The organism is Gaoshiqia sp. US2 (genome assembly GCF_059705485.1).
In genome coordinates this window covers 692629-706180 of the sequence record NZ_AP048550.1, presented here as the reverse complement: position 1 = coordinate 706180, position 13552 = coordinate 692629, and the positions used below count along the sequence as shown (strand labels likewise).

The 13552-nt window shown below is 44.4% G+C and carries 8 protein-coding genes; 5 read left to right on the top strand and 3 right to left on the bottom strand.

What is annotated here, in order from left to right; all coding sequences use genetic code 11:
- Positions 1–18: 18 nt before the first annotated feature.
- The 3 genes from AC6H3C_RS02775 to AC6H3C_RS02765 form a co-directional block, all read right to left on the bottom strand.
- Positions 19–3270, bottom strand: a complete 3252-nt coding sequence (locus AC6H3C_RS02775; RefSeq protein WP_497519101.1) for a TonB-dependent receptor — start codon at positions 3268–3270, stop codon at positions 19–21.
- Between the two features lie 148 nt (positions 3271–3418).
- Complete coding sequence (locus AC6H3C_RS02770; protein ID WP_497519099.1) at positions 3419–4414, bottom strand: FecR family protein; 996 nt, start codon at positions 4412–4414, stop codon at positions 3419–3421.
- 72 nt (positions 4415–4486) lie between these two features.
- Complete coding sequence (locus tag AC6H3C_RS02765) at positions 4487–5107, bottom strand: RNA polymerase sigma-70 factor (protein WP_497519097.1); 621 nt, start codon at positions 5105–5107, stop codon at positions 4487–4489.
- A gap of 177 nt (positions 5108–5284) precedes the next feature.
- Here AC6H3C_RS02765 and AC6H3C_RS02760 point away from each other — a divergent pair, with 177 nt between their 5' ends.
- From AC6H3C_RS02760 to AC6H3C_RS02740, 5 genes are all read left to right on the top strand, one after another.
- On the top strand, positions 5285–5887 hold the full coding sequence (locus AC6H3C_RS02760; protein ID WP_497519095.1) for an RNA polymerase sigma factor: 603 nt from the start codon (positions 5285–5287) through the stop codon (positions 5885–5887).
- A 102-nt stretch (positions 5888–5989) separates the two neighbouring features.
- Positions 5990–7018 carry a FecR family protein gene (locus AC6H3C_RS02755; RefSeq protein WP_497519093.1) on the top strand — a complete coding sequence of 343 codons (1029 nt, stop codon included), beginning with the start codon at positions 5990–5992 and terminating at the stop codon, positions 7016–7018.
- A gap of 124 nt (positions 7019–7142) precedes the next feature.
- Positions 7143–10580: a SusC/RagA family TonB-linked outer membrane protein gene (locus AC6H3C_RS02750; RefSeq protein ID WP_497519092.1), complete on the top strand. Its 3438-nt coding sequence runs from the start codon at positions 7143–7145 to the stop codon at positions 10578–10580.
- 99 nt (positions 10581–10679) lie between these two features.
- Positions 10680–12656: a RagB/SusD family nutrient uptake outer membrane protein gene (locus AC6H3C_RS02745; RefSeq protein ID WP_497519091.1), complete on the top strand. Its 1977-nt coding sequence runs from the start codon at positions 10680–10682 to the stop codon at positions 12654–12656.
- 19 nt (positions 12657–12675) lie between these two features.
- Entirely contained in the window at positions 12676–13485 is an 810-nt protein-coding gene (locus tag AC6H3C_RS02740; protein ID WP_497519090.1) for a hypothetical protein, read from the top strand.
- The last annotated feature ends 67 nt before the right edge of the window (positions 13486–13552 follow it).

Sequence of the window (13552 nt, the reverse complement as noted above, 5' to 3'; positions counted from 1 at the left end):
TTAAAATTGACATCTTATCTAAAACGTAATATTTGCGCCAAGCATAAACACCTGAGGCCGTGGATAAACCAGGTAATCAATCCCGATCGGGGCGATTCCTCCCCGGTTGGTATTGGTGCGTACTTCCGGGTCAAAGCCTGAATAGTTGGTAATAACAAACAGGTTTTGTCCGGTAACATATACCCGGGCTTTTGATAAGAAGGCGACATTTTTTGTATTAAAGGTATACCCGATACTCAGGTTATCGAGCCGCAGGTAGCTTCCGTCTTCCATCCATCTGGATGAATATTGCGCCGCCTGTTCGTGAGACACCCCGCTTTCAACGGCATATTTCAGAACATTGACTCCCGGCGTTGGTTTGGTATACGAGAACTCAGCCGCCGTATTGTTGAAAATATCGTTGCCCACCACTCCGCGAAAAGAAACAGAGGCATCAAAGCGTTTCCAGAATACCGAGCTGGAAAAACCAAATGTAAAATCGGGATTGGCGTTACCGATAACCACCTGATCCGCGCCATCAACCCCATCTATATCCAGATAAGTTTCCATCCCGTTTTCATTAAGTCCGAGAAATTTGGGTCCGTAAAAAGTTCCGATAGGCAACCCGGGCCTGATAATTTGTGCGCTACCGTCATGATTCATCAAACCGGAAGCAGGAGAGGTATTAATTTCTTCGCGCGTGAACTGCGAATTTGATAACGAGATAACCTCATTGAGGTTACGGGCAAAATTCAAACTGGCTTTCCACTGAAAATCATTTTTACTTATCAAGGTACCGTTCAGCGAGAACTCAAATCCCTTATTCTCGACTTCACCCACGTTGGCCCACTGGCTTGTTACAACCGACGGAGCTACCGTGGAGAATTCCAAAAGCAGGTCGTTGGTGTTTTTTTTGTACAAATCAACTGTGCCGGAAAAACGTCCGTCGAACAATTCCCAGTCTAACCCCAGGTTAAGCTGAGTTGTTTCTTCCCATTTTAAATCGGGATTGGCATAATTGCTGGGCAGTACACTTGGAATAACGACCCCGCCCAACACATAAACCGATGAACCACTTACGGTCAGTTGTTCCCGGTACAGGTTATTCGGGATTTCCTGGTTACCGGTCACCCCATAGCCCAGACGTAATTTCAGGCTGGTAATCTTGTTCTTATTAAAGAATGGCTCGTCGGCAATGTTCCAGGCAAAAGCGCCTGAAGGAAACAGACCCCAACGATAGTTTTCACCGAAACGACTGGAACCGTCGTTTCTCAAGGTGAAGGTAAACAAATAGCGGTCTTTCAGTTTCAGGTTCATCCTTCCGTAAACTGAACTCAGCCGGTTTGCGCTTTTGTAAGAAGTATTGGATAAGATATTTCCGGATTGCATCAGATTCCAGGACGTTGCGTCAGAAACAAACTGGTTCGCCAGCGTAAAGGTGTTTTGTGTAACATACCGATAGAAAGAATAGCCCACCAACGCGCTGAAACTGGTATTTTCGTTGAAATCCTTCGCGTAATTCAGGTTTGTTTCCATTGTTGAGCTGTAGTTTTTCAGCTTACTGATGGAAGCCCGTCCTTTTTCTGCGGCGGCAACCGGGTGAGTCGACGGAATATGAATATACCGTTCGATGGCTTCATCGGTATGCCCTAAATTAACCGATACACTCAGCGGATCAATAATTTTGTACGAAAATGATGTACTTCCGATAAAATTATTGGTATGACTTTCATCGGTCACCTCTTTCCACGAAACCGGGTTAACCCGCAATTCACCCAACTGGTAGTAACTGCCATCGGCATTGTATACCGGAAGCGTTGGCGCCCAGCGTAAGGCATCCTTCAGAATGTTACCTCCTTCGTTGCCAATATTCGATGAAACCGGAACATCATCATTGTCAATTTTCGCGTAAGTCAGGTTGATCCCGATATTGAGTTTACCATCCAATGCTTTGTGGTTCGCATTTAATCGTGTGGTGTATTTCTCCAGTTTCGAAGACAAAATAATTCCTTCCTGCGTGCTGTAACCTACTGAAGCGCGATAGTTGCTGTTGGCCGAACCACCTCCAAAAGCCAGGTTGTGATTTTGGCTGAGCGCCGAACGGAAAATCGCATCCTGCCAGTCCGTGTCGGCCCCTTCATCGGGATAAGGATACCCATTGCTTTCGGCATAATCGCGATATTCATCCGCCGACAGAAAATCCATTTTTTTTCGGATAGACGACATTCCGAAGTAGGTATCATACGAAATCGATTCGCCAAGTTCTTTTTTACTCTTGGTGGTAATCAGGATAACCCCGTTAGCTCCACGCGAACCATAAATGGCTGTGGCGGAGGCATCTTTCAAAATATCAATCGATTCGATATCGGCAGGGTTCAGTGTGTTCAGCGGATTGGATCCTTCGGAAGAAAAAGGGGATGTTCCGGTTTCGCCGGATACATTGACATACAAATTGGCCGAATTAAACTGCATGGGTATCCCGTCAATCACATACAACGGATCGTTACCGGCAGAAATAGAGCTGGTGCCGCGAATGCGTACCGTGGAGGTTGCGCCCGGACGCCCGCTGCTCTGTACAATGTCAACCCCGGCAATTTTTCCCTGGATCAACTGTTCGGGAGCAGCTGTTACGCCCAGGTTAAAATCTTCACTCTTTATGGAAGACATGGCTCCCGTAACATCGCGTTTTTTCACCACGCCATAGCCGATGGCCACCACTTCGTCCAGGCCAATGGTCTCTTCTTCCATCACCACGTTGATCGTTGTTTTCCCGGACAGATGGATTTCCTGGAGCTTCATCCCCACAAAACTGAACACCAGGGTAGCGTCAGCCGGCACATTGGTCAGACTGAAACGGCCTTCCGGGTCGGTAATGGTACCAATGGTTGTGCCTTTCACCACCACGGTGACGCCAGGTAGCGGAAAACCCGTAACATCTTCTACTTTACCCGATATGGTTTGCTGTTGCCGAACCTGCCGAACCATATTCCGGTCGGTAATCACCACGTTCTTTCCAACAAATTCAAACTCATAACCATTGGGAATCAACACTTGTTGCAGGATACTCTCCACCGTCGCATCTTTTACCGATAAGGTAATGTTGCGCCGGTCGGTCAGCAGGTTGCTTGGTACCAGGAACCCAATATTCAACTGCTTTTCAATCACTTCAAATACTTCGGTCAGACTGGCATTCTCAAATGTCAGTGATAGTTTAGCCGATTGGGAACTCACCGTCTTTGCATTTGTCATCAATGCAGACACCAAAATCAGAAATAAGACTAATCGCATCATAAGACCCAGTTTTTTCAGGTAATAACGGGCTAAGAACCCGCTGGATACAGATTTTTTTTTCATAAGTTTGTACTGTTATTATTATTACTATTTGGGATTGGTAGTCCCTTATATTTACGGGCAATATTGGTAGTATTGCCCGTCTTTTTTATTCCAGGTAAATTAAGTCGGGCTCGGGGAACCGTTCTTCGCGTTGCACCTTCATCGGAATGGATATTTTCAACATGGTGATCACATCTCCAATAGACGTTTCGTAATGAAAAGTTCCGGAAAACCGGTAATCTCCGGCCAGATTTTTATTCCTGTAAATAAATTTCACGTGATAAATTGCTTCCAGATTCCGGGTAATTTCCCCCAGGGTGGCATCCCTGAAAATAATCTTCCCGTCTTTCCAGGCTGTGTACAAGTCGGTATTCACCTGCTTAATCCGGACTTCGTTGTTTGCAGTATTCATTTCAAACAGTTGGTTTGGTTCAAGCAAAAATTTTTCGCCAACCTTGGTTTTTAACTCAATTTTTCCTTCCACCAAGGTGGCCTGAAAGATGTCGGAACCCTTTTCGGCAAATACATTAAAGCTGGTTCCCAGTACATTGATGTCGGCCTGTCCGGTATGCACGGTGAAGGGGTTGGTCTCGTCGCGGGTTACCTCAAAAAAAGCTTCGCCATCCAGCGACACCTGCCGGTATTTTTTGTTAAAACGCGAGTCATACTGCAAACTTGTCCCGGGCCGGAGGTACACGAGGGTCTGGTCAGGCAGCGTAATTACCGAATTGTTTAAACGGTTGGCTGAAACAGTGACGATCTGCCCGTCGGAATCACCCGGTTCCTGATAATAAAAACGGGCGCCCCACCAGCCGGCATTCAGCAAAACGAATACCACAGCCGCATAACGCAGAAAGGTTTGCAGACTTCGTTTTTTTGACTTTACTGCAAACTGCCGTTCCCTGATCCGCGCCCAGGTGTCTGTTAGTTTAACGGCTGGTTCCTCGTGTGTTACCTGACCAGACCATAACCAAATTTTCAGGTAATCTTTTAATTGTTGCTTATTGGATGTGTCGTCCATCCATTTGTTCAGTTCCTGCAACTCATCAGAACCGGCGTCTTTCTGAAAAAAGCGGCTAATTATTTTATCCGTATGGTCCACTTTGTCGTTGTTTATGCTATAAAAACACAAAAGGCAAAGCTAACCCTATATGGAAACTGAAAAAAAACGGAATTACAGAAAAGAAATTAAAACGGAACGAATCTGCAGGTAACTGCCTGGAACATCTTCCCCGTGGAGATAGGGGGAAAGTTCTTCCCTCAAACTTTTCAGGGCCCGGGTGATATTTGCCTCAACGGCCTTCACCGAAATATCGAGTTTTTGGGCAATTTCTTTATTCGGCAAATCATCGAAACGGCTCATTCGAAAGACCTCGCGGCATTGCGGGCTGAGCTTCGCCACGGAAGCCTGTATTTTCTCAGACAGCTCGCGGAACAACAACACATCTTCGCCGGTTTCGGTAAGTAAGCGGAAATTGATTGCTGCCAGCAAGTTATCTGCATCCGCTTCACCCAGGTACTTTTTCTTCCTTTCTCGCAGTAAATTCAAACATTGATTGCGTACAACAATGAACAGGTAATTTTTTACTTCGGCTTCCAAATGCAGATCGACCTTTTGTTCCCAAAGTTTAATAAAAGCATCCTGCACCACCCCTTTTGCATCCTCGTCGTGATGCAGAAAGTGACGCGCAATCTTATAAAAAGCATTGAAGTGGCTGTTATAAACCGTATCAAACGCTTTTTGCCTAATGGATGGTGACGTATCGGGAACCATTGCTTCATCTGTGTTCGACAAAGCTATGAAAAATATCGTTTGCGAACATGCCGGCACCATGCTGCCATTTCGCACCGGTTGATCGCGGAGAAATGGTGCAGAACGAGCAAGGGACTGAAGCTATTAGATTTCAGGTGACACCTTCCATTCATATTCTGTTTTTATTAATTTTATGACGGTTATTAATGCTTCTAAACTTTGACTTCTACATCCAAACATATTGACTCCCTGAATGTAAAACAACTTAAGAAAGGTGACTCTGTAGCATTCGATGCCTTGTTTAACAAATATGCCCGGCGACTGTATCTCTTTTCTATCAAATATTTAAAGTCGGTCGAAGAGTCTGAAGAAGTTGTCCAGGAGGTATTTATGTATATCTGGGAGCATAAAGAAGGATTAAAACCGGACAGCTCATTCAATTCTTATATTTTCACCATTGCGTATAATATGATCAGGAAGCATTTTATCCGGAAATCGAAGGACAATGCATTTAAGGATGATCTCCTGTATGCTTTCCTGAAGCAGGAGAATAACCTGGATCAAACGATCGACTACAAATTTTTGCTCGAAAAAGTTGAAACCATTATCGATAATTTGCCGGAGAGACGAAAAGAAATCTTTTTGAAAAGAAAATACGAAGGATTGCCGATCAAGCAAATCGCATCATTACTCGGAATTTCGCCCAATACTGTTGAAAACCAACTTGCTGCAGCACAAAAACAAATCCTTCGCGAACTTCAAAATGAAAAACTGGCAGGTCTGCTCTTTTACTTTTTTTTTATATCCTCCCGCCGACTGTAATGATCATCCAGTCAGCGACATCACTTTTTCATTGCACTTTTTTTCACTTTTTTTTGATTTTGAATAGTGGAAAATGCCGTTGAAAAGACATTAGACAGTAAGATGGATACGAACAAGAAAAAATTAAACCGATTTATATCCGGTAAATTTTCATTCAATGACTATTTATCGGTGTCTTCCTATTTTAGTAAAGAAGAATACAGCGATGAGTTACAGGCGTACATGAAGGACGAATGGAACGAAACGAAGGACACAAATCATAATCAGGAACAGTTGACCCGGATGCTCGATAAACTCCACCTCCGGATAAACCAAGGCCAATCAGTTTCGAATTCCGTTTTTCAGCGTTATTACCGTGTATTCTCTAAAGTTGCCGTTGTTTTGATTATTCCGGCGCTTATTACAATAGCTCTCCTGGCCTATCTTTCATTTGAGAAAATGGACAGGAAAGACTCCTGGGCAGAAATTCATTGCCCTATCGGAACAAGAACGAAATTTCAATTACCTGATGGAACAATTGGATGGCTGAACAGTGGATCTTCAGTCAAGTATCCTGTCAATTTTACGAACAACCGCCATGTTGAAGTAACGGGCGAAGCCTGGTTTGATGTTGTTCACCAAAAATCAAATGTTTTTCAAGTAATTACACCGTATTTTGATATCAACGTGCTAGGAACGCAGTTCAATGTTGTTGCCTATGAGAATGAAAAGTTCGCCGAAGTTATTCTGGAAAGAGGCAAAGTTCAGGTATCCGGTAAACACGACGGGTTTATAAGCGAACTGACACCTGATGAACATTTGATTTTCAACAAATCAACAAAGGAAATGGTTAAGACCAGTATTGACGCGAAGTCATACACCAGTTGGAAAGATGGCTTGATGATCTTTAAGAACGAGCCCATGTCCGAAATAGCCCGGAGACTGGAACGCAGGTATCACACTGAGATAATCTTACATGGCGATTCGCTTCAATCATCGTTATTCAGAGCAACATTTCTGGATGAAAACCTGGAAGAAATATGCAAGATGTTATCAACTGTTGCTCCAATAAATTACAGGATTCATGAGAGAAAGAAGAATGCCGATAACAGCTTTACAGAACGAAAAATTGAAATGTGGCTAAAGAATTAATATTCACTAATTTATAAAATCAATCTATGAAAAAACTGTAAAAAAACAGGGAGGTATTGGCCTACCACCCTGTCAATGAAGTAGAATTAACTTAAGAAGTTGTAAATCCACTAAGAACAAATTTATGAAAAAAAAGCAGAACCGAAGGTTAATGCATGACATTGGCCTGTTAAAAATGATCAAAATGATGCGCTTTACCATCTTTATCGTTCTCATTTCTTTATCACAAGCTTTTGCGGTGAACTCCTTCTCTCAACAAACCAAGTTAACTTTGGATATGAAAAATGCCCGAGTAGAAGAGGTTATCGATAAGATTGAAAACAGTACGGAATTCTTTTTTCTCTATAACCGGAACATAATCAATGTTGACCGGAAAATTGATGTTAAGGTTGAAAATGAAAGTGTTTATGAAATTCTTCAGAAAGTATTTATGGATACAGATGTTTCATTCTCAATTAATAACAGACAGATTTTATTGACCAGCAAAACAGCGGATGTCAATAAAGTCAACACGCAGCAGGAAAGAATAATTTCAGGAAAGATTACTGACAGTCAAGGATTTCAACTCCCCGGAGTAACAATCGTAATTAAAGGAACCGGCCAGGGAACAATTACCAGCGCCGACGGAAGTTATTCGCTAACCAATGTTCCGAACGGAGCCACCTTGGTTTTTACTTTTATCGGGATGAAAACCCAGGAAATCAAATTAGCCGGAGAAACCAGGCTTAATGTGGTTATGCTGGAAGAAACCATTGGCATTGAAGAAGTTGTGGCAGTAGGATATGGCGTTCAAAAGAAAGCAACATTAACCGGCGCGGTTTCGGCTGTTAAAGGTGAAGATATTGTTACCACGAAAAATGAAAACGCCCAGAACATGCTTACCGGAAAAATCTCAGGGGTTCGCGTAACACAAAAAACGGCCGAACCAGGCTCATTCAACAATAATTTCGACATCCGGGCGATGGGGTCTCCCCTTATTATCATCGACGGGATTCCCCGGACAAATGATGATTTTCAGCGTCTCGACCCGAACGACATCGATAACATGTCGGTACTGAAAGATGCTTCGGCCGCGATCTACGGTGTTCGCGCTGCTAACGGTGTTGTTTTGGTAACTACAAAGAAGGGAACCAACAATCAAGTGGAACTGAACTATTCCGGGTCTTTTACCTGGCAGATTCCTTCGGGATTACCGGCAACGGTTGATGCGATCGAGTATATGACTCTTCGAAACGAGCAGGCTATGCATAACATAAACGGTGGTTCACCGATCTTCAATGATCAGCAATTCGAAGATTACAGAACCGGAGTAAAGCAAAGTGTCGATTGGTATCCGTTGGTTTTTGCCGATTATGCCCCTCAAACCATGCACAATTTGAACGCCACGGGTGGTAATGATAAAACGACCTATTATGTTGGCCTCGGATATCAGTATCAGGAAGGTTTTTTCAAATCAAGCGATTTGAACTACACGAAATACAACGTACGTTCAAACATCACGACAAAAATTACCGATCGCCTCACTTTCGATTTGAATTTGAACCTGGTGATGGACGAACAAGATCGCCCTTATCAGGATTCGTGGTGGATCATCAGGGGTTTCTGGAGACAGGGCGCTCACATCCCTGCTTATGCAAACAACGATCCTACCAAACCGTATCATGGCCTCATCGAAGGCGATAACCCGATTTCGTTCATGGATAAAGATATCGTCGGGTATAAAGAATACAATAAAAAGTGGATCCAATCGGCAGCCAGTCTGAAATATGATATCCCCGGCATAAAAGGTCTTTATATAAAAGGTTTGTTCAGTTACGATTATTTCGTATCAAGCTCCAACCTTTTCCAAAAAGAGTATATTCAATACCGGTACGATGAAGCATCTGACACCTACACCAAATTTACCCGCCAATCACCAAACAGGATCAGAAGAGAATCCTATTTCAAAACACAAATTCTGACACAAGCCTCATTAAACTACGACGCAACATTTAACCGGCATAAGGTTGGTAGTGTTTTAATTTGGGAGGCGCAAAAAAGAACCAGTGATAACTTTTTTGCTCAAAGAGATCTGGTTTTGCCTTTACCGTACATTTTTGCAGGTGTGGCTGAAGGGCAGTTGGCCACAATGAACTCAGGCGCTGATGCCCTTTATGAAAACGCTAACCTGGCATTGGCCGGTCGGCTCAACTATTCATTCAGCGACAAATACCTGGCTGAAGTTCTGTTCCGCTACGACGGATCATCTAAATTTGCCGAAGGTTCTCAGTGGGGATTCTTCCCGGCAGCTTCTGTTGGCTGGAGGATCTCAGAAGAAGGCTTCTTCAAAAATGCTTCAGGGTTATCATTTATCAGTCAGTTGAAAGTCCGTTCTTCTTACGGTAAAACCGGGGATGACGGCGCTTCAAGTTATCAGTTTATTTCGGGTTATAACTACCCGTCATCTACCGACAGGAGAAACTTCACCGGTGGTTATGTATTCAACGGAAGTTTCAATGCAAGCGCTGATAACAAAGGAATTCCCAATCCTTTTATTACCTGGTACACGGCAAAAACATTTGACGTGGGTACCGATTTTGAAGGATGGGACGGCCTTTTGGGAGTCTCGTTTGATTATTTCAGCAGAAAGCGCGAGGGCCTTTTGGCTACACGGAGCGGAGGTATCCCTACTGTAGTAGGCGCAGGTCTGCCTCAGGAAAACCTGAACGGCGACCGTACCTATGGTTTTGAACTGGAACTTTCGCACCGAAACCGGATCAAGGATTTCCGCTACAACATGAAAGGCATGGTGTCTTTAGCCCGTGTTAAACGTTTGTATGTCGAACGCGGAGCCATCGGCAGTTCGTGGAACAACTGGAAAAACAACCAAAATGACCGTTTACAAGGCGTTCATTCAGGGCTTCAGGGTGACGGACAATACCAGTCATGGGAAGAAATCTGGTCAAACCCGACTTACATTGGTCGTGGAACTCTTCCGGGTGACTACAGGTATGAAGACTGGAATGGCGATGGCGAAATCAACGGTAACGACGTTCACCCAATTCGATATAACCAGTATCCCTGGATGAACTTCAGCATGATATTCGATGCATCGTATAAAGGCTTTGACCTGAACTTCCTGCTGCAGGGATCAGCCATGAGTTCATTGGTTTATGGCGAGCAGCTTCGGGAACCGATGTGGGGCAGCGGAAACTCCGGAGCCATGGAACAGTTTATGGACAGATGGCACCCTGCCGATCCTAAGGCAGATCCTTACGATCCGGCAACACAATGGATCCCTGGCCATTATGCTTACACCGGAAGTTTGCCCGATGTAAATTCGACTTTCAACGTTGAAAATGGCGCCTATTTACGACTGAAGAGTGTTGAGCTTGGTTATACCCTCCCCTCCCGGTGGATTATGAAAAGCGGAATCAAAAACCTGCGTTTTTATGTAAACACTTACAACCTGCTCACGATCACCAGGGTCAAATACGTTGACCCTGAGCACCCCAATGACACATACGGTTATTTGTACCCATTAAACAAGACTGTTTCCGTCGGACTAAATGTTAAATTCTAATAAGGTATGCAAACTATGAAACTGAAATATTTTTTAATCGCTATAATGGCGTTTAGTGGTGTCGTAATTTCTTGTAACGATTATTTGGATATACCACCGATGAACGTCGTGCAAGACAAAGATCTATTTGCTGATGCAGCTGGGATGACCGTGTATCTGTCACGTATATACAGCCAGATGCCTTTCGAAGACTTTAAATATTCTCCGGCTCGTCAGTTTTTTGATGACTGGTTGGTTACTCCGGGCACCAACGAGGGATCTTCTATTGGCCGTGATGCCGGAACGGCTATGACTTCAGAAGGCTGGGCCCGTAATGGCGCGTATTGGGGACGTGCGTTTAACTTACTTCGCGATGCAAACCGCTTGCTTGAAACCTTACCCCAATATAAAGCAAATTTCAGCGACGTTGATTACAATCACTTTATCGGCGAAGCTTATTTTGCACGGGCCATGGTTTTCTACGCCATGGCAAAAAGGTACGGAGGCACGTCGCTGGTTACATCTGTTCTGAAATATCCTGAAACTCCTGCTGATCAGCTCGAAATACCCCGTTCTACGGAAGAAGAAACCTGGAACCAGGTGTTGGCTGACTTTGATCTAGCCATCTCAAATCTCTCCGAGACAAGTCCGAAACGCGGTTATGCCAATAAATATGTTGCTCAGGGATTCAAATCCGAAGCCATGTTATATGCCGGCTCTGTAGCCAAATACAACCGGATTACAGGTTTTGGCGAGAAAACCGGCGTGCGTGTGATTGGTTTCGATCCGAATACAGCTGCTGCCGCTTCGAAAAAATATTTTAAAGAAGCCTACAATGCAGCCCGCGAAGTAATGAAGTCCGGAAAATATTCATTATACAAAAAGAAATGGGCAGCCAACGACAAAGAATCCCAGTATCAGAATATGGTGGATATGTTCTTCGATATCTCAAGCTCAGAGAACATCTACATTAAAGAATACAAATACCCGGATTTGGCTCACGGTTTCGACGCGTATAACATTCCTCGTCAGTTGATGGGTGGTAACGGTTATTCTGCAGGTAACTGCCCGACGCTCGACTTTGTTGAGTTGTTTGATGGTTTCGCAAAAAATGCAGACGGGACGATTAAGGTATTTGATGACAATGGCAAGTACCTGATGTTCGATAATGTGACTGGTATCTTTGCCAATGCAGAACCTCGTCTTCGCGCTAATGTAATCTTACCTGGAGATGTATTCAAAGGCGAAGTGATTGAAATCCGCCGGGGAATCTTTACCGGTGACGCGTCAAACGGGATCAGCCCGCTACGCGTTGTTAACGGGAGTGCACCCGACTATGCCGTTTCCGGCCCGTCAAACTACAACCAGGTAGACGCCTATAAAGCTACAGGCGCATTTGCCGGTCAGAAATCACTTTTCCTTTCTCAAAACGGAACAACGCACGAAACGGTAACTCTGCCTAACGGAACCACAATGAATGCCGGCGGGAAAAGCGGTCCTTTCACATCAGACGGTACGGCTGCGATGACCGGATTTGTCATTCGCAAGTGGTTGAATCCGAACATGCCTCAAACATTGGTATTGGAAGCCCGTTCAGAACAACATTTCATTTTAATGCGTTACGCCGAGATTCTCTTGAATGCGGCCGAAGCTGCTTCGGAGCTGATGCTTGCCGGAGAACCGGCTCCTTCGGGTGATAACTTCCAGCAAATTGCTTACGATGCTATCCGGGAGATTCGCGAAAGAGCAGGCGCTGATCCATTGACAAGTATTTCTGATATTAACGGCGAACAGGGCCTTCAGATCGTTCGCAAAGAGCGGAGAAAAGAACTCGCTTTCGAACATAAAATCCTGTGGGACATCCGGCGCTGGAGAACTCAGCACTCCGACATGCTGAACGGATATACACAAGCAGATGGCGCCTACTACAAAGGTTTGTATCCCTTCTATTCATCCACAACCGGTAAATACTTCTTTGATGCCGGCCTGGATGAAGGCAGACGCCGTTTCCGCCTTTCCGAACAGGAATATTACTTTGCTATACCGGGTGGTGAAGTATCCAAAAGCCCGGTGATTGATCAGCAACCAGGTCGTTAACCTATAAAATTTTAATCCAATGAGAAAAATATTCTATTATACATTAATTTGCGTAGCTGCCGTTTCATTCAGCGCCTGTGAGATTGACAACTACGATTTACCGGAAGAAACACTGAAGGGCAGAGTGGTGGATGTTGCCACCGGCGATCTTGTTCTGACAGATCAGGGAAGCGAGGGAACCCGCATCCGGTTACGTGAGCTTAGCTGGAAAGAAACGGCTTCTCCTGATAATTTCGATTTCTGGTGCATGAAAGAAGGCATCTTCCAGAACACGAAAATATTTAAAGGTCATTATAACGTGCGTATCGACGGCGCTTTTATTCCCCTGGTAAGATTAAACAACGCCGGCGATACCATTGCCGACGAAAGCAAATATCTTGATATAAAAGGCGTTACCGAGGTTGAATTCAAAGTTCAGCCGTTCCTGAAAGTAGAATGGGTGGGTCAACCCACGATCAACAACGGACAAATCACAGCTACAGTAAAAGTAACCAGAGCAGTCAGTCCTGCCGATTTCAGATCAAAAATTGAACCGATGGGCGGTTATAACGACAATATGCTGAATGTGACCGATGTACGACTATTTGTCAGCCAGGTGCCTTTCGTTGGTTACCGCGAATGGGATAACCGGTATACCACCGAAATTAATTACAGCGGTAATGCTTTTGATGCGTTGCTCGGACAACCGATTACCATCGCCACCAAAGGAACGATCCCTGCTGGCAGGACCGTATTTATCCGCGCTGCGGCCCGGATCAACTATGCAACTGAGAATATCAGACGTCATAACTACAATGAAGCACTCAGAGTGGATATACCAACCAACTAAATAAAACCAGTGAACAGGGTCATCCTGTTGTTCTGGCGGGATGACCTTTCATCAACAAAAAACATAA

Bases quoted from the DNA above. Each gene is read 5' to 3' on its own strand.
- AC6H3C_RS02775 (WP_497519101.1), bottom strand. From the start codon at position 3,270: ATGATGCGATTAGTCTTATTTCTGATTTTGGTGTCTGCATTGATGACA.
- AC6H3C_RS02755 (WP_497519093.1), top strand. From the start codon at position 5,990: ATGGATACGAACAAGAAAAAATTAAACCGATTTATATCCGGTAAATTT.
- AC6H3C_RS02740 (WP_497519090.1), top strand. From the start codon at position 12,676: ATGAGAAAAATATTCTATTATACATTAATTTGCGTAGCTGCCGTTTCA.
- AC6H3C_RS02745 (WP_497519091.1), top strand. From the start codon at position 10,680: ATGAACGTCGTGCAAGACAAAGATCTATTTGCTGATGCAGCTGGGATG.
- AC6H3C_RS02750 (WP_497519092.1), top strand. From the start codon at position 7,143: ATGAAAAAAAAGCAGAACCGAAGGTTAATGCATGACATTGGCCTGTTA.